At 62.1% G+C, this 21,010-nt stretch carries 20 protein-coding genes; 11 read left to right on the plus strand and 9 right to left on the minus strand.

Annotated features, from left to right (window positions below; translation table 11 throughout):
- The first annotated feature begins 49 nt into the window (after positions 1-49).
- Positions 50-1,033: an NAD-dependent epimerase/dehydratase family protein gene (locus OOZ53_RS13905; protein ID WP_271090211.1), complete on the plus strand. Its 984-nt coding sequence runs from the start codon at positions 50-52 to the stop codon at positions 1,031-1,033.
- 12 nt (positions 1,034-1,045) lie between these two features.
- Here OOZ53_RS13905 and OOZ53_RS13910 read toward each other — a convergent pair whose 3' ends face one another.
- Both OOZ53_RS13910 and OOZ53_RS13915 read right to left on the minus strand, forming a co-directional pair.
- Positions 1,046-1,348 (minus strand): anti-sigma factor family protein, encoded by a 303-nt coding sequence (locus OOZ53_RS13910; protein ID WP_271090212.1) that lies wholly within the window; start codon positions 1,346-1,348, stop codon positions 1,046-1,048.
- A complete protein-coding gene (locus tag OOZ53_RS13915; protein WP_271090213.1) occupies positions 1,345-1,962 on the minus strand; it encodes a sigma-70 family RNA polymerase sigma factor in 618 nt (205 codons plus the stop codon). Before OOZ53_RS13915 ends, OOZ53_RS13910 begins: the two co-directional genes overlap by 4 nt.
- A gap of 163 nt (positions 1,963-2,125) precedes the next feature.
- Here OOZ53_RS13915 and OOZ53_RS13920 point away from each other — a divergent pair, with 163 nt between their 5' ends.
- From OOZ53_RS13920 to OOZ53_RS13940, 5 genes are read left to right on the plus strand one after another with little or no spacing between them, the layout of a single operon-like run.
- On the plus strand, positions 2,126-3,415 hold the full coding sequence (locus OOZ53_RS13920) for a cation:proton antiporter (protein ID WP_271090214.1): 1,290 nt from the start codon (positions 2,126-2,128) through the stop codon (positions 3,413-3,415).
- Entirely contained in the window at positions 3,408-5,018 is a 1,611-nt protein-coding gene (locus tag OOZ53_RS13925; RefSeq protein ID WP_271090215.1) for a glutamate synthase-related protein, read from the plus strand. Before OOZ53_RS13920 ends, OOZ53_RS13925 begins: the two co-directional genes overlap by 8 nt.
- Positions 5,019-5,040: 22 nt before the next feature.
- On the plus strand, positions 5,041-7,017 hold the full coding sequence (locus tag OOZ53_RS13930) for a thiamine pyrophosphate-dependent enzyme (RefSeq protein WP_271090216.1): 1,977 nt from the start codon (positions 5,041-5,043) through the stop codon (positions 7,015-7,017).
- A 37-nt stretch (positions 7,018-7,054) separates the two neighbouring features.
- Positions 7,055-7,909: a hypothetical protein gene (locus tag OOZ53_RS13935; protein WP_271090217.1), complete on the plus strand. Its 855-nt coding sequence runs from the start codon at positions 7,055-7,057 to the stop codon at positions 7,907-7,909.
- A 4-nt stretch (positions 7,910-7,913) separates the two neighbouring features.
- Positions 7,914-8,597: a hypothetical protein gene (locus tag OOZ53_RS13940; RefSeq protein ID WP_271090218.1), complete on the plus strand. Its 684-nt coding sequence runs from the start codon at positions 7,914-7,916 to the stop codon at positions 8,595-8,597.
- Between the two features lie 13 nt (positions 8,598-8,610).
- Here the strand turns inward: OOZ53_RS13940 and OOZ53_RS13945 are convergent, their stop codons facing one another.
- Positions 8,611-9,048 carry a CreA family protein gene (locus OOZ53_RS13945; protein ID WP_271090219.1) on the minus strand — a complete coding sequence of 146 codons (438 nt, stop codon included), beginning with the start codon at positions 9,046-9,048 and terminating at the stop codon, positions 8,611-8,613.
- A gap of 252 nt (positions 9,049-9,300) precedes the next feature.
- Here OOZ53_RS13945 and ggt point away from each other — a divergent pair, with 252 nt between their 5' ends.
- From ggt to OOZ53_RS13965, 4 genes are all read left to right on the plus strand, one after another.
- A complete protein-coding gene (gene ggt, locus OOZ53_RS13950; protein ID WP_271090220.1) occupies positions 9,301-11,073 on the plus strand; it encodes a gamma-glutamyltransferase in 1,773 nt (590 codons plus the stop codon).
- A 109-nt stretch (positions 11,074-11,182) separates the two neighbouring features.
- Positions 11,183-11,350, plus strand: a complete 168-nt coding sequence (locus tag OOZ53_RS13955; RefSeq protein ID WP_271090221.1) for a hypothetical protein — start codon at positions 11,183-11,185, stop codon at positions 11,348-11,350.
- 126 nt (positions 11,351-11,476) lie between these two features.
- Complete coding sequence (locus OOZ53_RS13960) at positions 11,477-12,076, plus strand: SCO family protein (RefSeq protein ID WP_271090222.1); 600 nt, start codon at positions 11,477-11,479, stop codon at positions 12,074-12,076.
- A 62-nt stretch (positions 12,077-12,138) separates the two neighbouring features.
- Positions 12,139-13,014, plus strand: coding sequence for a 50S ribosomal protein L11 methyltransferase (locus OOZ53_RS13965; RefSeq protein WP_271090223.1), 876 nt, complete (start codon positions 12,139-12,141; stop codon positions 13,012-13,014).
- A gap of 78 nt (positions 13,015-13,092) precedes the next feature.
- Here OOZ53_RS13965 and OOZ53_RS13970 read toward each other — a convergent pair whose 3' ends face one another.
- A complete protein-coding gene (locus tag OOZ53_RS13970) occupies positions 13,093-13,266 on the minus strand; it encodes a hypothetical protein (protein ID WP_271090224.1) in 174 nt (57 codons plus the stop codon).
- A gap of 217 nt (positions 13,267-13,483) precedes the next feature.
- Complete coding sequence (locus OOZ53_RS13975) at positions 13,484-13,657, minus strand: hypothetical protein (protein ID WP_271090225.1); 174 nt, start codon at positions 13,655-13,657, stop codon at positions 13,484-13,486.
- A gap of 168 nt (positions 13,658-13,825) precedes the next feature.
- Here OOZ53_RS13975 and OOZ53_RS13980 point away from each other — a divergent pair, with 168 nt between their 5' ends.
- Positions 13,826-15,682, plus strand: a complete 1,857-nt coding sequence (locus OOZ53_RS13980) for an aminopeptidase P family protein (RefSeq protein ID WP_271090226.1) — start codon at positions 13,826-13,828, stop codon at positions 15,680-15,682.
- Here OOZ53_RS13980 and OOZ53_RS13985 read toward each other — a convergent pair.
- The 4 genes from OOZ53_RS13985 to recN all read right to left on the minus strand — a co-directional run bounded on the left by OOZ53_RS13985 (position 15,651) and on the right by recN (position 20,999).
- A complete protein-coding gene (locus OOZ53_RS13985) occupies positions 15,651-15,950 on the minus strand; it encodes an AzlD family protein (RefSeq protein ID WP_271090424.1) in 300 nt (99 codons plus the stop codon). The two genes, OOZ53_RS13980 and OOZ53_RS13985, sit on opposite strands and share 32 nt — an antisense overlap.
- Before the next feature lie 10 nt (positions 15,951-15,960).
- Complete coding sequence (locus tag OOZ53_RS13990) at positions 15,961-16,689, minus strand: AzlC family ABC transporter permease (RefSeq protein ID WP_271090227.1); 729 nt, start codon at positions 16,687-16,689, stop codon at positions 15,961-15,963.
- 129 nt (positions 16,690-16,818) lie between these two features.
- Positions 16,819-18,957: an NAD-dependent DNA ligase LigA gene (ligA, locus tag OOZ53_RS13995; protein WP_271090228.1), complete on the minus strand. Its 2,139-nt coding sequence runs from the start codon at positions 18,955-18,957 to the stop codon at positions 16,819-16,821.
- Positions 18,958-19,331: 374 nt separating this feature from the next.
- Entirely contained in the window at positions 19,332-20,999 is a 1,668-nt protein-coding gene (gene recN / locus OOZ53_RS14000; protein WP_271090229.1) for a DNA repair protein RecN, read from the minus strand.
- Between the last annotated feature and the right edge of the window lie 11 nt (positions 21,000-21,010).

The raw sequence follows: 21,010 nt of genomic DNA on the forward strand, positions 1-21,010 counted from the left end.
AAGCACGCCTGGATAGACTCGGCGCAACGAATCGGACGATGGTCTGACAATGACGATCCTGGTTACCGGCAGCGCCGGGCATCTCGGCGAAGCGATCATGCGGCTGCTGCGCGCGGACGGCCGCTCAGCCATCGGTCTCGACATTGCGCCCTCGCCTTACACGGACATTGTCGGCTCCATCGTCGACCGGACCCTCGTGGATGGAGCGATGAAAGGCATCGATGCCGTCATCCATACGGCAACGCTGCACAAGCCGCACGTCGCAACCCACACGCGGCAGGAATTCATCGATACCAATATCACCGGAACGCTCAATCTTCTGGAAACCGCCGCCGAGGCGCGCGTCTCGTCCTTTATATTCACCAGCACGACCAGCGTCTTCGGCGATGCGCTGGTGCCGGCGCCCGGAGCCCCGGCCGCGTGGATCACCGAGGATGTCGCCCCGCGTCCGAAGAACATCTACGGCATCACCAAACGGGCGGCGGAGGAACTCGGCCGGCTTTTCGCCCGCAAACACAGCCTGCCGGTGACGGTGCTGCGCACATCCCGCTTCTTTCCGGAAGAAGACGACCGACGGGCGGTCCGCGAGGCTTTCGCGGACGAAAATGCCAAGGCGAACGAGTTTCTCTTCCGCCGCGTCGACATCGAGGACGCGGCCCGGGCGCATCTGATTGCCCTGGACCGCAGACAGACACCGGGCTTCGACCTCTTCATCATCAGCGCGACAACGCCCTTCACGGCTGATGACCTCGGCGATCTTCGCTCCGATCCTTCAGCCGTCATGCGCCGCAGGTTGCCGGAGCTGTACGCCGAATTCGAGCGGCGGGGATGGAAAATGTTCGACGAAGTCGACCGGGTCTATGTCAATCAGAAGGCACGCAACGCACTTGGCTGGAACCCGCGCTACGATCACCGGTTTCTGCTTGAGCGGCTGCGTGCTGACGAGCCGGTTCCAGGCCCCATGGCGCAGGCCGTCGGCGCAAAGGGCTATCACGCCGAAAGGTTCGAGGAAGGCCCCTACCCGGTCGAATAATGCATTGCGGCCTCAGCGCCCGCGCGCCTCCATGACAGCCTGCACCAGGTCATCCGGGACCGGCGGCAGGGCTTCATCCGGTTCCTTGCCGCATTTTCTTGCAAGCTCGAGCGATGCCCGGTAGGCAGCCAGATATTCGCGGCAATCCCGGCAGACCTTCAGATGCAATTCGAAAACGAATTTTTCCCGGGCGGACAGCGTGTCTTCCAGATAGGCAAGGATGAAGTCATCGAACTCCTCGCAGGTGATCATCAACGGCATTTTGAACATCATGCCGCGGATCCGTCGCATCAGTGTCGGTGCGGCCTGTGTCATACCGCTTGTCCTCTGATCAAGGGTTCCAACAAACGTTTCAGCGCGGCGCGGGCCCGGTGCAGACGCACCTTGACATTCGCCTCGCTGATTTCGAGAAGCTGCGCGACCTCCTGCGTCGACAGCTCTTCAATGTCCCGCAGCACAAGAATGATGCGATAATTGTCGGGCAAAAGGTCGATTTTCCCGTTCACCTGCGCCTGGATATCCGATCGCATCAACAGCGTTTCCGGCGTCTCCATGGACATCCACCGGTCCTCGATCCGGCATCCATTATTGTCGAACACCGGCTGCAATTCGTCAATCGCCACGGTCTGCGACCGATTGGTCTTGCGCAGCAGCATCAGGCTCTCATTGACGACGATCCGGTGCATCCAGGTCTTCAACGCGGACCGGCCGCCGAAGCCTCCGATATTGTCGAAAACTTTGGCAAAGGCGTTCTGAACCGCATCCTCGGCATGATGCGCATCGCGGACGATCCGCATCGCAACCGCCAGCATCCAGCCGGCATGTTTGCGCACGAACCGCTCGGCTGCGGCGGGATCGGCATTGGCGACCGCGGCGATTGCCTCGCCCTCGTCCGGCTCCGTCGCCGATGATCTGTCGCCCTTTTGCACGCGTCGCCCCGTTTGCCGCCTCAAACTGTAATATTTCTAAATTCCGGCAATGCGCTGTAACCTTATTGAGGGCCCCTGCATCTGACAAGAAGCCGTCAAGGCAGCGCACCACGATGCAGGCATGGTGAGCCGGCGGCGTCACGGCGGAAAACGCGATTGGGTTATGATGGGCTTACTGCTTCTTGCCATGTTCACGGTTGCCTACTCCATGGTGGCCAACCGGCTTTCCTCGACCGTGCTGACGGCACCGATGCTCTTTATCGGCTTCGGCGTCCTGCTGGCCGAGACCGGTCTCATGTCGCCGGAAGGCGCCGAAGAGGCGCTGCACCTCGTCGCCGAAGTGGCGCTGATCGTGCTCTTGTTCCTCGACGCGGCGCAGATCGATATCGCGACATTGCGCAGGCGCCATACATGGCCGGTGCGCATGCTGGTCATCGGGCTGCCACTGTCGCTCGTCCTCGGAACCCTGCTCGCCCTGCCCTTTCTGCCCGGATGGCCCATCGTCGCGGTTGCGCTGGTCGCGGCGATCCTCGCACCGACAGATGCGGCACTGGGTCAGGCCGTGGTGAGCAACCCGGCCGTGCCGGAACGCCCGCGGCGGGCGCTGACCGTGGAAAGCGGCCTCAATGACGGCCTCGCGCTGCCGGCCGTGCTGCTCTTTGCCAGCCTCGCCGCCGAGGCGATGGACCGGACCAACGCCGACTGGCTGGTTTTCGGCGCCAAGCAGATCCTGCTGGGGCCGCTGGCGGGCATCGTCACCGGCCTTCTCGGCGGCACGATCCTTTTGTGGGCCAAGCGCAAAAACGCAACGAGCGACACGTTCGAAGGCGTCGGCGCCATCGCGCTTGCCGGCGGCACCTATCTGGCCGCGACCCTGATTGACGGCAACGGCTTCATCGCCGCCTTTGTGGCCGGCCTGTGTTTCGGCAATGTGGTCAAGGGCCGCTGCAAGTTCGTCTATGAATTCACTGAAAGTGAAGGACAAATGCTCACTTGGGGCGCCTTCTTTCTGCTCGGGCTCGCCCTCGTTCCGGAAGCCGTACGCCATCTCGAACCGCCGGTGCTGGCGATCATTCTCCTGAGCCTGTTTGTGACCCGCCCGCTCGCCATATGGATTTCGCTGATCGGCACGGATGCATCGCCCGTAACCCGGCTGTTCTTCGGCTGGTTCGGACCGCGCGGACTTGCGACGGCGCTTTTTGCCCTGCTCGTCGTTGCTCAGGTCGATCATCCGATCGCCGAGCCGGTGCTGATGCTTGCCGTCAATGCCGTCTGGATCAGCGCGCTGCTGCACGGGTTCACCGCCGCACCGGGCGCGCGCTGGTATGCGGCCAAAGTCGGCGCGATGGGACCATGCGCCGAGATCGAGCCGCTCGACGCCTCCGCGAAACCGCTGAAAACCGGTGAATTCAAGCCTGACAATACAACAATCATGGGGAACCGAAATGAATAAGCTGGCGATCATCGCCCTTGACGATCTGGAGGATCGCAAGCCCGAACACGCGCTGGTCGGCGAGGTCGATCTCGTCGTCGTGCGTTTCGACGACGAAGTCTCCGTTTTCTATGGTCGATGCCTGCACCGCGGCGCGCTCATGGCGGACGGCTTCGTGCGCGGCCGCAATCTCATCTGCGGCGTCCACTACTGGGACTACCGCCTCGATTCCGGCGTTTCAGCCTACGCCAACGAAGAGGTGCTGCCGAAATTCTCGAGCTGGATCGAGGACGGCCAGGTGCTTGTCGATGAAGACGAGATTCTCGCCTGGGCCAAGGACAACCCGCAGCCTTTCAACCGCAAGGCCTATCTCGGCGTCTACGCCGATACCGGCCACGGCACCGAGGAAGAGCCCTACAACCGGCTTATCCAGAATTACGCCCGGTCGGGTCTCAAGCGCACCGGCCATCACGGCCAGGTCGAGGCAATGGGCGTGCCGCGCACGCAGCTGCCCGACTGGGATGACATCCAGATCCTCACCGCCCAGCTCCATCGCATGCCGCTGCTCGACGAGGAGCCTGTCGGCACCGATGTGACGATCGGGCCGAACGCGCAAAAACCGCTGCAGCTGAAGATCCCGCTCTTTGTCTCGGATATGAGTTTCGGCGCGCTTTCGGAGCCCGCAAAAATTGCCCTTGCACGCGGCGCGGAACTGGCCGGAACCGGCATCTGCTCGGGCGAAGGCGGCATGCTGCCGGAGGAACAGGCCGAGAATTCGCGCTATTTCTACGAACTCGCCTCCGGCCGTTTCGGCTTCGACTGGGACAAGCTGGATAATGTCCAGGCGTTCCATTTCAAGGGCGGACAGGGCGCCAAGACCGGCACCGGCGGCCACCTGCCCGGCCCCAAGGTCAAAGGCAAGATCGCCGAGGTGCGCGGCCTTCAGGAAGGCGAGGCAGCCATCTCCCCGCCGCGTTTTCCGGATTGGACCGAAGTGGGTCAGGTCAAGGATTTCGCCGACGAAGTGCGCGACCGCACCGGCGGCATACCGATCGGCTACAAGCTGTCGGCGCAGCATATAGAAAAGGACATCGACGCGGCGCTGGAGATCGATGTCGACTATATCATTCTCGACGGCCGCGGCGGCGGCACCGGCGCGGCGCCGATCATCTTCCGCGACAACATCTCCGTGCCGACCATACCGGCCCTCGCACGCGCCCGGCGGCATCTGGATTCGAGCGGACGCCCCGACATCACATTGGTCATAACCGGCGGGCTCAGGAAACCGGCCGATTTCATCAAGGCACTGGCCCTGGGCGCCGACGCCGTTGCGCTTTCCAACGCGCCCATGCAGGCGATCGGCTGTATTGCCATGCGCGCATGCCACACCAACAACTGTCCGGTCGGTATCGCAACACAGAAACCGCATCTGGTCAGCCGGCTGGTTGTCGAGAAGTCCGCCGAACGGCTGACCAATTTCTTCGACGCATCGGTTGAGCTGATGCAGGTCATGGCCCGTGCCTGCGGACACGACCACCTGTCGAAATTCAACATTGAAGACCTGACGACCTGGAAGAAGGACATGGCCGACCTGTCCGGCGTTGCCTTTGGCGGCGTCGCTTAAATCCGAAGGAATGGAGCCACACATGACAGCCGACAATCTGGAATGGATTAACGTTGGACACGCCGACGATCTGCCCGAGGGGCGGGTCAAGACCGTGACGGCACGCGATGTATCGCTGTGCCTTTCGCATTTCGAGGGGCAATGGGCGGCCATGGACAATCACTGTCCGCACCAGGGCGGCCCGCTCGGCGAGGGATCCATTGAACAAGGTGTCGAAGGCAAGTGCTGGATCCGCTGCCCCTGGCACGGCTGGGATTTCGATCCGCTGACCGGCGCGCCGCCCGGCGGCCACAAGGATACGGGACAGAAAACCTATCCGGTCGAAATCCGCGACGACGAGGTCTTCATCGGCCTGGAGCCTGAGCCGGAGCGCGCGCGCACCGTCACCGATGCAATGACCGAGACCATGATCAATTGGGGCGTGCGCAGCGTCTTCGGCATGGTCGGCCATTCCAATCTAGGGCTTGCCGACTCCATCCGTATCGCGGCCCGCGACGGCAAGCTGAGCTATTACGGCATTCGCCACGAGGGCGCCGCCGCCTTCGCCGCCTCCGCCTACGGAAAGCTCACCGGGCAGCCGGCCGCCTGTATCACCATCGCAGGCCCCGGTGCGACCAACCTGCTGACCGGCATGTGGGACGCCAAGGTCGACCGGGCGCCGGTGCTGGCGCTGACCGGCCAGGTGCAGACCCAGGTCTTCGGACCCGGCGCCTTCCAGGACATCGACCTGAAATCCGCATTCGACGCCGTTTCCCGGTTTTCGCAGACGGTGCTTTCCACCTCAAAGCACACGGAGCTCATGTCGCTTGCCTGCAAGAACGCCATTGTTGAGCGCGACGTCGCCCATCTGATCTTCCCGGACGATGTGCAAACCCAGCCCAGCAAGGCCAAGCCGCGCGGCCCCAAGGGCCGTCTCGGCGACACGGCGATCAAGCCGTCGGACGCCGATGTCGAGGCTGCGGCGGAAATGATCAATGCCGCGAAGCGGCCGATCATCATCATGGGGCACGGTGCCGTGCACGTCCGCGACGCGGTGATCGCCTTCGCCGAGAAACTCGGCGCACCGGTGCTGACAACGTTCAAGGCAAAGGGTCTGATCGCCGACACGCACCCCAACGCCGCCGGCGTCCTCGGCCGTTCCGGCACGCCGATCGCAAGCTGGTTCGTCGCCACCTCCGACCTCGTGATCACGCTCGGAACCTCGTTCTCAAACCACACCGGCATCGAGCCGTCCAAACGCATCATCCAGGTGGATTTCGAACGCATGCAGCTCGGCAAGTTTCACCGGGTCACCCTGCCCGTGTGGGGCGAGATCGGTGAATTCTGCAAGATCATGGCGCAGACGGCCGAAAAGTCGCCGGATGCGGAAGACCAGATTTCCGAACTCGCGGAGCGGTGGGCGATCTGGCGAACCGAGAAGCAGTCGCGTCTCGCCGAAGAGAAAGACAACGGCATCCATTCCTTCGCGGTGTTCGATGCGCTGACGAAATTGTGCCCGGCGGACGCGATTATCGCCGTCGATGTCGGCAACAATACCTATTCCTTCGGGCGCTATTTCGAAACCTGCGGCCAGCGGGTGCTGATGTCCGGCTATCTTGGTTCCATAGGCTTCGGTCTGCCCGCCGCCATCGGGGCATGGGCCGCCACGCGGGACCTCGAAGCGTTCGAGGGCCGCAAGGTGGTCTCGATTTCCGGTGACGGCGGCTTCGGCCAATATGCGATGGAATTCACCACCGCGGTCAAATACGGGATGGACATCACCCATATCCTTCTCAACAACGGTCAGCTCGGCAAGATTTCCAAGGAACAACAGGCCGGACACTGGCCGGTCTGGGAAACGCAGCTCAGCAACCCGTCCTTTGCCGCCTTTGCCCGCCTGTGCGGCGGCCACGGCACGCGCGTCACCGAAACCGAGGCCCTTGAAAAGGCCATATCCGAGGCGCTTGATCACAAGGGCCCATCGCTTGTCGAGATCATGACCGATCCCGAACTGGTCTGATTGCCTGTAAAGAATTCGATATTTTGGGAGATATTCAATGACTTCAGCCGCCGATCTGCTTGCCCAGACCGCACCCGGCTCGATCGCCGACGCCCGCAGCGTGGCCCACAATGCTGCCCAGATCGCCGCTCTTGCGGCACTGGCCAATCTGAAAGCCAGGCCCGATTACAGCCATACCGCCTTGCACTGGAATGCGGCGAGCGGCGCCTTCGAGACGAATCCGATTCCCAGTTCCGACGGTCCGATCATCATCCGCATTCCGCTGTCGCCGCTTTCCATGCGGCTGGTCCGGGGCGGCGAGGCAATCGATACGCTTGAGCTGGATGACGTATCGGAGGCGGCCTGCATTGCCTGGCTCGATGAGGGCCTGACGGAACATGGGCTGAATGCGGCTTCCAGCGTCAAACATCCCTTCAAGCTTCCGAAGGATGTCGTTGCCGTAACCGAATTCAGGACCGACGGACTTGAAGCCGGCCTGCTGGCACTCGGCCGCTGGTACGATCTCGCCAGCCGGCAATTGCTGAACTTCGCATCGAAGCATGCCGCCATTATACCCGGACCGAGCCCTGTCTATTGCTGGCCGCATCATTTCGATATCGCCACCTATGTCGGTCTCGACGAGGAGGGTGGAGAGAACGCCCGCGGCATCGGTGTCGGCATGTCGCCCGGCGACAAGGCCTATGGCGAGCCCTATTTCTACATCAATCCCTGGCCGCACCTTGCGACCGGAAACCTGCCGCCTCTACCTGCTCCGGGACACTGGCATAAGGAAGGTTTCGTCGGCGCTGTCGCGACAGCCACCGAAATCCTGACCCTGGACGACAAGGAAGGCGGCCTCGCCGATTTCATCGAAGGGGCATTCGCGCTCGGCCGCGAGAAGCTGGGGGCCTGATCTTATGGCGGCAGCGCTCACGATCGCCATCCTTCTGGCCCTGTCCGTCTCGCTGGTCAGGATCGGCGCCGTCGCCATGCGGCTGACGGGATTGCCGGAAAACATCGCCCGATTCCAGTGCGTCTCGGCCCTGACCGGAACCGGTTTCACCACCCATGAAGCCGAGATGATCGCCAATTATCCGATCCGCCGCCGCATCGTGGTCGTGCTGATGGTGCTCGGCAATCTCGGACTGATTTCCATCGCCTCGACCTTCATCGTCGCCTTTGTCCGGACCGGGCCGGATACCCAGCATATCGCGATACAGGCGGCGATCCTGGCCGCCACCATCGCAGTGACCTTCCTGGTGCTGAGCAACAAGAGCCTCGACCGCGGCATGTGCGCGCTGATCGGCCATGTCCTGTTGCGCACCACATCGCTCGGCAAGGACGGCTATCACCGCATCTTGCAGATCGGCAAGGATCTCAGCATTGCCGAGCACGAATATTTCGGACCCGAGATACCGACCGACCGGCTGGATCTGGAAGGCGAGACCCTGCTCGCCATCCGCCCCGCCGGCTCCTGGCAGACGACGGCCGCCGCCGATGTGAAGACCCTCAGGCCGGGCGATACGCTGATCCTGTGCGGAGACGAGGCGGCGCATAAAGCGCTTGCACGACATTTCGGCAGGGACGAGGTCCGGAATTAGAGCGAAATTAGGCTTAGGGCTTGCCTTGGGTCCAGGTCACATTCTGTCCGTAAAGCGGCACTGTGGACAGCGACATCTTCGCCGATCCATCCTGGACCTGGCGCGAATGCGACAGATAAATCAGTGTGTCGTTCTTCTTGTCGTAGATACGCTTGATGACCAGTTTCTTCCAGACGATCGAGCGCCTCTGCTTGAAGATTTCCTCGCCGCCCTCGTCCAGCTCGATATCGCCGATAACCACCGGACCGGTCTGGCGGCAGGCGATTGAGGAGTTGGACGGGTCCTCGAACCAGTTGCCCTTCTGCAGCCGGTCGATCACCCCGCGCTCGAAATAGGCGACATGGCAGGTCACGCCCAAAACCCCCGGATCCTCGACCGCATCGACGATAATGTCGTTGCCAAGCCAGTCGACGCCGACTTCCCCGACCTGTTCGGCCTGGGCCGGGTTCATTCCAGCTGCCGCCAGTGCAAAAACCGCACTTGCGCATAAAATCAGATACCGCATTGAAAACTCCCGTTCTTCCTTTGGCCTCATATAGGAACCCATGGAACCCGATTGCGAGGTCTAGCGGACGGATTGATAACACCGATCAACTTTTACCGATCAACGAGCCGAAGTACGCGGTCGGGCTGGACGACCCATAAGCTGCGCTCCATAGTTTGTAGTTTGGCCAGGCGCTTGGCAACGGCAAAGGAGGAGCCCATGAAACCCGCAATCAGAAATGCACTAGGGACAGCCCTGTTCTCAAGCGCGCTTGTCATTGCCGGATGGGCCCACGGCCAGCAGGCAGCCGACAGTGTTGCTCCGGAAATCGCAACTGGCATTTCCGACCGCCAGGCTGTCAGTACCGGAAGCTTCATGGTCGCAAGCGCCAATCCACATGCGACAAGGGCCGGCAGGGATGTTCTGGCTGCGGGTGGAAACGCCATCGACGCGATGGTTGCCGTGCAGTTCGTGCTCGGCCTTGTCGAGCCGCAATCCTCAGGCATCGGCGGCGGCGCGTTCCTTGTTTATTTCGACAGTGCAGAAGGCCGACTGACCACCTATGACGGGCGCGAGACGGCACCGAGATCGGCAACGCCGACCCTCTTCCTGGACGCCAATGGAGAACCGCTCAAGTTCTTCGATGCCGTCGTCGGCGGGCGCTCGGTCGGAACGCCCGGAACATTGAAACTGCTCCATGAGACGCACAAGATTCACGGAAAACTGCCCTGGCCGGACCTCATACAGCCGGCCATTGACCTGGCGCAGAACGGTTTCGAAGTGTCCGAGCGCCTGTTCGCCATGCTGTCGGCGGACGCCGAGCGGCTTGGTGTGCATGAGGAGACCCGCCTGTATTTCCTGGGTGCGGACGGAAAGCCGCACCCCGTCGGCCATGTGCTGACGAACCCGGCTTACGCGCAGACGCTCAGGCTGATTGCCGCCGAAGGTGCCGATGCGTTCTATCGAGGTCCGATAGCCGATGCCATCGTTGAAACGGTGCGCAACGGCAATCCTGACAATCCCGGCGTCCTGGCACTGCAAGACCTCGCCGCATATGAGATCAAGGAACGGGAGCCGGTCTGTCTGCCGTACCGCGGCTACAATGTCTGCGGCATGGGACCGCCCTCCTCCGGCGCGCTGACGGTCGGGCAGATCCTGGGCATTCTGGAGCCTTTTGACATGGCGGCCCAAAGCCCGTCCGATCCCGATACCTGGCGCCTCATCGGGGATGCGTCACGCCTCGCATTCGCCGATCGTGGGCGTTACATGGCCGACAGCGACTTCGTGCCGATGCCGACGCGTGGCCTGCTCGACCGCGCCTATCTCGACGAGCGCGCGCGCCTGATCGAGCCCGGAGCGGTGCTGCAGCCGGATGCGGTCCGGCCCGGCGCTCCGCCCTGGGACCATGCACGGCTGTGGGCCGATGACGAGAGCATCGAACTGCCCTCCACCAGTCATTTTTCCATTGTCGATGCCGACGGCAATGTTGTCTCGATGACCACGACGATCGAGAACGGCTTCGGATCGCGCCTGAAGACCGGCGGTTTCCTGCTCAACAACGAACTCACCGATTTTTCCTTCCGCACGCACCGCAACGGCGTTCCCATCGCCAATCGTGTGGAGCCCGGCAAGAGGCCGCGCTCATCCATGTCCCCGACCATCATCATGAAGGACGGCCAGCCCTATATGGCGATCGGATCGCCCGGCGGCAGCCGCATCATCGGCTACGTCGCCAAGGCCATTATCGCCCATATCGACTGGGGACTGGACGTACAGGCGGCCATCAACATGCCGCACCTGGTCAACCGCTTCGGAAGCTTCGATGTCGAGAAGGGAACCGAGGCCGAGAAACTGGCAGGCCCGTTGGAGGAACTGGGCTACAAGGTCAATATCCGCGATCTGAATTCCGGCCTGCATGCCATTGTCATTGCGCCGGACGGTCTTACAGGCGGCGCGGATCCGAGGCGCGAGGGAACCGTCGAAGGCATGTAGCACACGGCCCGGGTTGACCTGCCAGTAGGATATAGCTTCTGCGCCCCAACTTGGCCGCTCCGTGCTGCCTCGGCCTTGCGGCTTGGACGCCCATGGAATGCGCACTATAATGGGTATCATGAACATGGCGACCATGAGCACGAACAGGCTGATCCTGACCGGTATCGCGGTCCTTTTCGCTGCGCTGGCCACCGGCATGGCCTTTGCCGGCTGGCTCAATCATGGCGCGGAGATTTTTCTCACCTATGCATCTGTGGGCCTGGCCTGGTGCTTCTGACCGCCAAACGGGCGACGATCACATTTTGTCATGTGTCAAATTGGCCCGGTGACTTCACCGCCCGAGGTCTCTAGAACTGATCGGAACCAGCGCGAACACGCCCCATATTCGCAAGCGGAGACACCCATGGCAGCCGTCAGAACCGTCCTGATCGTCCTTATCGCGATTCTCGGTGCGGCCTTTGCCTGGCTAGCCTTCGAATGGTCGCGTTCGGACACGGCACTGGCGGAAAATCCCTACGGTGTGGCCTTTCAACTTGTCGATCAGACCGGCGCACCGATTACCGAGGCGGCCTTTCAGGACAAGCCGACCGCCCTCTTTTTCGGGTTTACGCATTGCCCGGAGGTCTGCCCGACGACACTCTTCGAAATGGACGGCTGGCTGCAAGCGGTCGATCCGGACGGCGACCGGATCAATGCCTATTTCGTGACGGTCGATCCGGAGCGCGATACGCATGATATCCTGGGTCAGTACATCTCCAATGTGACCAAGCGCGTTGTCGGCATTACCGGAGAGCCGGAAAAAGTCCGGGCCATGGCGAAAGGCTTCAATGTCTATTTCAAGAGGGTTCCGATCGACCAGGAGTCCGGGGACGACGACTACACGATGGATCACTTCGCCTCCATATTCCTTTTGGGCGATGGCGGCCGCTTCAAGAGCACCATTGCCTATGGCGAGAACAGCGATATCGCCATCAAGAAGCTCGAAAACCTTATTGAGGGCTGAGCGGTCCCGGCAACCCGCCTGACGCCGAAGGCGCGTGGCGTGGCTGCAAGCGATAGCAGACAATGAAACAGATCCGCCTCTTCATCACCGCGAGCCAGGCCGAATGCGCCACGGCGCTCGAACTGCTTAGCGAACGGTTCGAGGATGCGGGCTACCCGATCGCGACGATGGAGGTCGATGAAGCAAACGACCGATGGGAGGCCTCGCTCTATGCACCGACAGCGGAGCAGGAGGCGCTGGTTCGTTCGATACAGGATTGCCTGAAACCCGCAATTCCGGATGCGCCCATCGAGACGGAACATCTTCCCGACATCGATTGGGTCGCGCACGCCCTCGAAGGGCTTCAGCCCGTGCGGGCCGGCCGTTTTCTTGTGCATGGCTCCCATGACCGCGACAAGGTCCGACCCGGCGATCTTTGCATCGAGATCGATGCGGGCCGCGCTTTCGGCACCGGCCATCATGGCACGACGGAAGGGTGCCTGGAAATGATCGGCGCTGTGGCCCGGCAGCGCCGCTTCAGGCACGTGCTTGACCTTGGAACGGGCAGCGGCGTGCTGGCCATTGGCCTTGCGAAGCTCATGCCCGCCTCGATCCTTGCAACCGACATAGACCCTGTCGCCATCGCGGTCGCGAGGCAAAACGCCAGAAAAAACGGCTGCGGATCGCGGATAGGCTGGGCCACCGCCGCCGGTTTCCATTCCGGCATTTTTGCGCGACACGGCCCCTTCGACCTGATCGTCGCCAATATTCTCGCAAGGCCGCTCATGGGGATGGCCCCTTCCCTCAGCCGCAACCTCGCTGCCGGCGGACAGGTCATACTTTCGGGCATTCTGTCGGAGCAGCGCCGCAAGGTGCTGGCGGCCTACAATGTCCAGGGACTCTACCACCGCAAGACGCTCTGGCGCGATGGCTGGGTTACCCTGCATCTCGGCCGCTGACGGCGCAGAACAAAACGGCGCCCGTTTGAGCGCCGCTTCACGCCGGACCCTGTCCGGGCACCGGCTGGAACCCGCCGTTCAGAATTCGAACGTCGAGCGGGTTTTCCCTTCAAGGTCCTTTCGGCTGATACCCAGCGACTGCAGCGTGGCATCGTCCTGGGTGCTCAGATATCCGCGAATCAGGCCCCGCGCTTTTTCTTCACGCGCGGCGATCACACGGTCATAGGCCTTTCTGAATACGGAACGTGTCATCGGATTGTCCTTTCAATTCTGACTTCATTTCTTGCTCGAATCCGATTTGGGTTCCGATTGTGGCAGCGTCAGACATGAAAGCGCAGATCAGCCGTGCTTGAAGGGCATGGCTGCGATGAACGGAATTTTGCGGAACTTGCAAAACAAAACGGCGCCCTGAGGGCGCCGCAGCAAACCGGTATTGTGCCCGGTAAAGGAAATGTCGTGCCGGAAAGCCTTAGAAGGGAAACGGCGTCTTGGCGGACCGCATCAGCTCTTCCCGGCTGTGGCCAAGAGACTTGAGTGTGGCATCGTCGAGCGACAGCAGCGCACCATTGACATAGCGGCGTGCCTCTTTTTCGCGCGCGGCTGCGACACGGTCGAAAGCGTTGCGGAAAAACGACTTGGACATGGGAAAGTTCCTCTTAAATCTTGTTTTCCAATGTGCTGTTGGCGCTATATATACGCCGCTGCCGGGCGAACTGTTAGGTGGTTTTGCGCATGGTAGCCCTGCATTTGCTGCATATGCGAAGAGTTTGCTGCATCCGCTAACCGCGTCCTGAAAACACGAGGATTGTCCATGTTCCAGAGTTTTGACGTCACGGCGACGGCCGCCGCCTCCTCAGAACGGCTGGAGCGCCTGCGCACGTGCTTTGACGAGGCGGGCATCGATGCGCTGCTCGTGCCCCGGTCCGACCGGTTTCAGGGTGAATATGTCCCCGAAAGCGAAGCGCGCCTGGCATGGCTGACGGGTTTCACCGGTTCCGCGGGCGTCGCGCTGGTTCTGCGCGACAGCGCTCACGTCTTCGTCGACGGCCGCTATGCGACCCAGGTCCGGCAGGAAGTCGACCTCGACCTGTTCACGCCCGAGGACCTGATCAAGAACCCGCCGCGCATTTGGCTCGAAAAGAACGCACCACAGGGCCTCCGTATCGGCATCGATCCCTGGCTTCACACGCTGGCCGAGGCTCGCGTGCTCGAAAAGGCCGCGAGAAAGATCAACGGCACGTTGGTGCGCCTGGAAAGCAATCCGGTTGACGCCATCTGGCATGACCGGCCGGACGAACCCGTGGGATCGGTGTCGATGCAGCCGGACAGTTATGCCGGGCAACCGGCCCGGGAAAAGCTTGCGCAGCTGGCAGAAGCCGTAAAGGAGGCGGCCGCCGACACCTGCGTCATCACCGATCCCTCATCGATTGCCTGGCTTTTCAATATTCGCGGCAGTGATGTCCCCCACACGCCCCATCCGCTGGCTTTCGCCATCATCGGTTCAGACGGCAAAAGCCGGCTGTTCCTGGATGACCGCAAGCTCGGCAAGGAGGCCGCTGAATACCTCGCCGATCTGACCGGGCTTCAAGCGCCCGGCGATTTCGAGACGGCGCTTGCCGCGATCGGCAAGGAAGGCGCGAAAGTCATGCTCGATCCCAATCTGGCACCGGCCAGGGTTGCAGCGCTGATCACCGAGGCCGGCGGCACATTGGTTGAAGAGGCCGATCCCGCACGCCTGCCACGCGCACAAAAGAACGCTGTTGAACTGGCGGGCAGCCGAACCGCCCATGAGCGCGATGGCGCCGCGATGGTCTCGTTTCTCGCATGGCTCGACCGGCAACAACCGGGAACGGTGGACGAAATCAGCGCTGTGCGCAATCTCGAGGAAGCCCGCCGCGCAACCGGCGAGCGCCTGCAGATGCCGCTGCTCGACATTTCATTCGACACCATCTCCGGAGCCGGCCCGAACGGGGCGGTCATCCACTACCGGGTCAACACCGACACAAACCGGACCCTCAATAGGGGCGAGATCTATCTCGTCGATTCCGGCGGCCAGTACCGCGACGGCACGACGGACATAACCCGGACGGTTCCGGTCGGACCGGTGGGCAATGACGAGAAACGGTTTTTCACGCTGGTCCTGAAAGGCATGATCGCCCTCACCCTGATGCGCTTCCCGGAGGGCACGCGCGGCATCGATATCGATGCCATCGCCCGCATGGCGCTTTGGAAGGCGGGGGCGGACTACGCCCACGGAACCGGCCATGGTGTCGGCTCCTATCTCTCCGTTCATGAGGGTCCGCAGAGCATTTCCCGTCGCGGCCTGCAGGAGTTGAAACCCGGTATGATCCTGTCCAACGAGCCCGGCTATTATCACGAGGGTGCCTTCGGTATCCGTATTGAGAACCTTGTCGCCGTGAATGAAGCCGCACCCATCGAGGGCGGTGACAACCCGATGCTCGGCTTCGAAACGCTGACGCTGTGCCCGATCGACCGGCGGCTGGTCGTCGCGGATCTTCTCAGTCCGGACGAGCTTGCCTGGCTCAACGGCTATCACAACCGTGTCCGCGACGTGCTGGCGCCGCTCGTCGGCGCGCAGGAGGACAGGGACTGGCTGGCCGCGATGACAGCTCCGATCAGCCAAGACCGGCCGCACGCAGCGAAATAATCGCCGCCGCGCCGATCAGCAGAACGACGATCAGATTGAAACGCAGCGCCGCGATGGCCGCGATAATGAGCGTTATGACCTCCGCCGGACCGTTTGAAACCGCCGCCGGCGCGACCAGCGTCGAAAGGACGGCTGCCGGCACAGCGTCAAGCGCCGCGCTCACCCGGCGCGGGATGCGTTCGAAACGCGAGAGCACGAGGTGCCCGCCGACCCGCGTGGCATAGGTGGCCAGCGCGCCGAAGATGATGATCCAGCTTATGTCGGAAATGCCGAACATGTCACACGCGCTCCGGATCGGCTTCGACCGTATCGGACTGCGCGTCGCCGCCCGCGATCAACGCCGCGAGCATAACGCCGGCCACCGCGCCGATACTGATGTGCCAGGGCGAGCCGATGGTGAAATATGCGAACACGGAAGCAATGCCGCTCACGACGACAACCGGAAGCCAATTGCGGCGCTTGCGGAACCCCATGACGAGGACCAGGAAATAGATCGGCAGCATGAAATCGAGACCGAACGCGTAAGGGTTCGTGATGAAGCGGCCGAAATAGGCGCCGAGCGCGGCCTCGCTCACCCAGGCGATATAGATTGGAATCACGACGCCCATATACCAGTTGAAGCTGATCCTGAAGCCACGCTCGTGTCGCTGCTCGGCCTCGGCAAATTGCGGATCGATCAATGCGAAGAACGCCACCGCCTTCTGGAAGAATGTAAAATGGGCGATCTTCGGCCCCAGCGAAGCCGAGTAGAGGATGTGACGGAAATTGACAGCAAAGATCGACAAAACGATGATCCACGGCGCGACCGATGTTCCGAAAAGGTCGATGCCGACCATCTGGCTGGCACCGGCATAGATCGTCGCGCTCATCAGCACGGCCTGGTGGATCTCCATGCCGTTTTCGACGGCAAGCGTGCCGAACAGAAGGCCGAACGGCGCAGCCCCGAGGACAACCGGCACGGAGTCACGCATGCCCTGGCGAAATTCGGCATCGAACTTCAGAAACATGGAAAACCTCGTCCGTCGATGGGCTGGAGCAGCTTTAGCCGCAAGCGAGCGCAGCGGCTTCGGGCAAAATAGGTCAGCCTTACTGACCCGTCACGCAAATAAAACTGATCGTTTGTTCAATTAAACTGATCATTCCCCGATCCGGGTGAACCATTCGTCTTCATCGATGACTTCGATACCGAGTTCGGAGGCCTTCTTCAGCTTCGAACCGGCGCCGGGTCCTGCAACCACGAGATCCGTTTTCTTCGACACCGATCCCGCGGTTTTCGCGCCGAGACGCTCGGCCATTGCCTTGGCTTCGTCACGGGACATGCGTTCGAGCGAGCCGGTGAACACGATTGTCTTGCCGGAAAATGCCGTGTCGGTTGCCACCTGCTCCGCATCCAGGGGCTGAACCTCTTCAAGAAGCTGCTCGACAATCGCCGCATTGTGCGGTTCGGCAAAGAACTCCGCCAGCGCCTGGGCGACGATCGGTCCGATGCCATCGATATTGACGAGATCGTTCCATGCCTCGCTTTCATGGTCGCCTGCAGCTTCCATGGCATCCACGAAACCGCGCGCCGAATGGTAGACGCGGGCGAGGATCTTGGCATTGCCTTCACCGACATGGCGTATGCCGAGTGCATAGATGAAGCGGTGAAGGTCGATCTCGCGGCGCGCCTCGATGGCGTCGAAAAGATTGGCCGCGCTCTGTTCGCCCCAGCCGTCCCGGTTCTTCAGCCTCGTCAGGGATGCCTCGTCGCGCGTCTGAAGCGTGAAGATCTCGGCCGGATTCTTGACCAGCTCAGCGTTGTAGAAAGCCTCCGCCTGCTTGGCCCCGAAGCCGTCAATGTCAAAGGCATTGCGCGATACGAAATGTTTCAGCTTCTCCACCGCCTGCGCCGGGCAGATGAGGCTGCCCGTACAGCGGCGCACGGAATCCATCCGTCCCGTCTTTTCATTCACTTCCCGCGTGGCGGGGCTTCCGCAGGCCGGACACGTTTCCGGAAACACATACTGCGCGCTGTCCTTGGGACGCCGTGACAGATCCACATCCATGACCTTCGGGATGACGTCGCCGGCGCGGTAGATCGTCACCGTGTCGCCGATGCGCAGATCCCTGCCCTCGCGGATCGGCTGGCCGTCGCTGCCGATACCGGCGATATAATCCTCATTGTGCAGGGTCGCGTTGGAAACGACCACTCCGCCGACGGTGACCGGCTCAAGCCGCGCCACAGGGCTGAGCGCCCCGGTGCGGCCCACCTGGATCTCGATATCCTTCAGCACCGTCGTGGCCTTCTCGGCCGGGAATTTGTGTGCGATCGCCCAGCGCGGGCTGCGCGACACGAAGCCGAGGCGCTGCTGCAGGGAAAGGTCGTCGACCTTGTAGACGACGCCGTCAATGTCATAGGCAAGTTCGGCACGCTCCGATTCGATCAGGCGGTATTGCTCAAGCAGCCCCTCGACCGTTTCGAACCGCTTCATCAGCGGATTGACTACAAAGCCCCACGCGGCAAAGCACTCAACAACGCCAAGCTGCGTATCGGCCGGTAGGCCGCTCGTATCGCCCCAGGCATAGGCAAAGAACTTCAGCGGCCGGCTTGCCGTGATCGACGTATCGAGCTGGCGCAGGGAACCGGCCGCCGTATTGCGCGGATTGACATAAGTCTGCTTGCCTTCCGCCTCCTGGCGCCGGTTGAGCTCGGCAAAATCGGACTTGGTCATATAGACCTCGCCGCGCACCTCGATCACTTCCGGAACCGTTCCGCTCAGCACATGCGGAATGTCCGAAATCGTCTTCGCATTCGCGGTGACATTCTCGCCCACCGCGCCGTCACCGCGTGTCGCTGCCGTGACGAGCTTTCCTTCCTCGTAGCGCAGCGCCAGCGACAGGCCGTCAATCTTGGGTTCGGCGGTGAAGGCCAGCGGCGCCTGGGTATCGAGCTTGAGAAAGCGGCGCACACGCTCGACGAAGTCGCGCACGTCCTCCTCGGAAAACGCATTGTCGAGGGACAGCATGGCGACCCTGTGGGTCACCTTCTCGAATTTCTCCAATATACCGCCGCCGACCCGGTCGCTGGGCGAATCGGCGCGCTTCAGGTCCGGGAACCGGGCCTCGATCGCCAGGTTGCGCCGTTTGAGCGCGTCATATTCCGCATCGGACACAACCGGCGCGTCCTCGGTGTGATAACGCCGGTCATGGTCGCCGATTTCCGCCGCCAGTCGCGCCAGCTCGCGCGCCGCCTGCTCCGCGTTCAGATCCTCAATCGCAATCGTTTCCTCAGACATGCACCGTCACCCGTGAATCACAGACTGTGCTGTTTTAGAGCGTGTCTGGCTTGGATTGAAGCATTTGATGGCGGAAAATCGGTCCAATCGGCTAGGCGCGCCGCGCAGCGCGATGTGGTGCATCGGGCAAGCGGCGCAACGACGTGCGATGGGTCGATTTTCCCCACCCTGGCAAGGCTTATCGTGTTGAAATTCGGAGATGATCGGGCCGGGCGATTTTGGCCCCTGGCGTCGTTGGCTCGCGCTTGTGGTGGGTTGGCACCACGGCGCGCAATCTGCCTGGCCAGAGACCAAAATCGCCGCGGTCAAATGTTTCAATCCAAGCCAGACACGCTCTGGCAAGCTGAGCTGGCCTGACAGGTTTTTTGTGCGGCTCAGGGAGCCTCGGACAGCAGCCGCCCGGCAGCGGCACGCGCCTCATCGGTGACCGACGCGCCGGCCAGCATGCGGGCGATCTCTTCCTGGCGGGATTCGCTATCCATCGTGCTGACGCGCGTCGTGACGGTTTCGCCGCTATCGGCGCCCTTGGCGATCAGCATATGGGTCGAGGCCCGCGCCGCAACCTGCGGCGCATGGGTCACCGAAAGAACCTGTACGTCGGCCGCCAGCCTTTTCAGGCGCTTGCCGATGGCGTCCGCCACCGCACCGCCAACGCCGGTATCGATCTCGTCGAACACCAGTGTCGGCGCCGAGCCCCGGTCTGCCAATGCAACCTTCAGCGCCAGGAGAAAGCGCGAAAGCTCGCCGCCGGACGCGACCTTCAGGATCGGTCCTGGCCGGGTTCCGGGATTGGTGCGCACATGAAAGGCCACCTGATCGATACCGTCCGCTCCGCCCTGTTCCGCATCGCTTTTGATATCGACGCTGAATACGGCACGCTCGAGCTTGAGCGCCGGCAGTTCGGCCATCACCGCTTCGGCAAGCACGGCCGCAGTTTCGTGACGCCGCTGAGACAAGGCCTGCGCCGCATCGCGATAGGCGCGCTCCGTCTCGCCGGCGCGCGCATCCAGCTCCGCCATCTTTTCTTCGCCGGCATCCAGTTCAGCCAGCGCCGAAACCATCCGCTCCGCAAGCGCCGGCAGTTCGGAAACCGGTACATTGTACTTGCGTGAAGCGGCGCGCAGGGCGAACAGGCGCTCCTCGCAGCTTTCCAGTTCATCCGGATCGAACTCTGCGGCACGCATTGCCGCTTCTGCCGCCGTCTGGGCATCCGACAGGCGGTCGACAGCGGCAGCCAGGTGCTCAATCACCTCATCGAGAAGCCCCGGTGCTTCGGCTGCCTTGCGTTCCAAGCGGCGCAACAATGAACTCAGCATCGGCAGGGGCGCGCCCTGCCCGGAAAGGATATCGTTGGTCTCGTTGATGTCGGTCGCGATCTTTTCGGCCTTCATCATGCGTGCGCGCCGTTCGGCGAGTTCATCTTCCTCGCCGTCGATCGGAGACAAGGTTTCCAGTTCCTCCACAGACGAGCGCAGATAATCGGCTTCGCGGGCCGCATCCTCTACGCGAGCCCTGTGTTCAGCGGCCGCCTTGACAGCCTGGCGCCAGCCCTGATGGAGCGAGCCGACAGACGCCGCATCGCCCTGCAGGCCGCCAAATGCGTCAAGAAGCCGGCGATGCGCATCGGGCTCGACCAGCGCGCGGTCGTCATGCTGGCCATGTATCTCGACCAGCATCTGTCCCGCCTGCCGCATGAGCGCAACGCTGGCCGGCTGATCGTTGATATAGACCTTGGTGCGCCCGTCGGCGCTCTGTGTGCGCCTGAATATCAGGTCACCTTCGTCATCAAGGCCGTTTTCGCGCAGCAAGGCCCGCACCGGATGATCCTGCGGCACGTCAAAAGCGGCCGTGACCTGCCCGCGGTCGCAACCTTGACGCACCAGCCCGCCATCGCCACGCGCGCCGAGCGCCAGGGAAAGACTGTCTAGAAGTATGGATTTTCCGGCGCCTGTTTCGCCGGTCAAGACCGAAAGCCCCCGTTCGAAACCGAGATCAAGCCGTTCGATCAGAACGATATCCCGGATCGAAAGATGTGAAAGCATGGTCTCCCTTT

Origin of the sequence: Allohoeflea poritis (assembly GCF_027889715.1) — a bacterium.
Classification (GTDB): Bacteria; Pseudomonadota; Alphaproteobacteria; order Rhizobiales; family Rhizobiaceae; genus Hoeflea_A; species Hoeflea_A poritis.

Bases quoted from the DNA above. Each gene is read 5' to 3' on its own strand.
- OOZ53_RS13905 (WP_271090211.1), top strand. From the start codon at position 50: ATGACGATCCTGGTTACCGGCAGCGCCGGGCATCTCGGCGAAGCGATC.
- ligA (WP_271090228.1), bottom strand. From the start codon at position 18,957: ATGTCTGAGGAAACGATTGCGATTGAGGATCTGAACGCGGAGCAGGCG.
- OOZ53_RS13940 (WP_271090218.1), top strand. From the start codon at position 7,914: ATGGCGGCAGCGCTCACGATCGCCATCCTTCTGGCCCTGTCCGTCTCG.
- OOZ53_RS13960 (WP_271090222.1), top strand. From the start codon at position 11,477: ATGGCAGCCGTCAGAACCGTCCTGATCGTCCTTATCGCGATTCTCGGT.
- OOZ53_RS13965 (WP_271090223.1), top strand. From the start codon at position 12,139: ATGAAACAGATCCGCCTCTTCATCACCGCGAGCCAGGCCGAATGCGCC.
- recN (WP_271090229.1), bottom strand. From the start codon at position 20,999: ATGCTTTCACATCTTTCGATCCGGGATATCGTTCTGATCGAACGGCTT.
- OOZ53_RS13955 (WP_271090221.1), top strand. From the start codon at position 11,183: ATGGGTATCATGAACATGGCGACCATGAGCACGAACAGGCTGATCCTG.
- ggt (WP_271090220.1), top strand. From the start codon at position 9,301: ATGAAACCCGCAATCAGAAATGCACTAGGGACAGCCCTGTTCTCAAGC.
- OOZ53_RS13990 (WP_271090227.1), bottom strand. From the start codon at position 16,689: ATGTTTCTGAAGTTCGATGCCGAATTTCGCCAGGGCATGCGTGACTCC.
- OOZ53_RS13935 (WP_271090217.1), top strand. From the start codon at position 7,055: ATGACTTCAGCCGCCGATCTGCTTGCCCAGACCGCACCCGGCTCGATC.
- OOZ53_RS13945 (WP_271090219.1), bottom strand. From the start codon at position 9,048: ATGAACCCGGCCCAGGCCGAACAGGTCGGGGAAGTCGGCGTCGACTGG.
- OOZ53_RS13980 (WP_271090226.1), top strand. From the start codon at position 13,826: ATGTTCCAGAGTTTTGACGTCACGGCGACGGCCGCCGCCTCCTCAGAA.
- OOZ53_RS13910 (WP_271090212.1), bottom strand. From the start codon at position 1,348: ATGACACAGGCCGCACCGACACTGATGCGACGGATCCGCGGCATGATG.
- OOZ53_RS13930 (WP_271090216.1), top strand. From the start codon at position 5,041: ATGACAGCCGACAATCTGGAATGGATTAACGTTGGACACGCCGACGAT.
- OOZ53_RS13920 (WP_271090214.1), top strand. From the start codon at position 2,126: ATGATGGGCTTACTGCTTCTTGCCATGTTCACGGTTGCCTACTCCATG.
- OOZ53_RS13970 (WP_271090224.1), bottom strand. From the start codon at position 13,266: ATGACACGTTCCGTATTCAGAAAGGCCTATGACCGTGTGATCGCCGCG.
- OOZ53_RS13925 (WP_271090215.1), top strand. From the start codon at position 3,408: ATGAATAAGCTGGCGATCATCGCCCTTGACGATCTGGAGGATCGCAAG.
- OOZ53_RS13975 (WP_271090225.1), bottom strand. From the start codon at position 13,657: ATGTCCAAGTCGTTTTTCCGCAACGCTTTCGACCGTGTCGCAGCCGCG.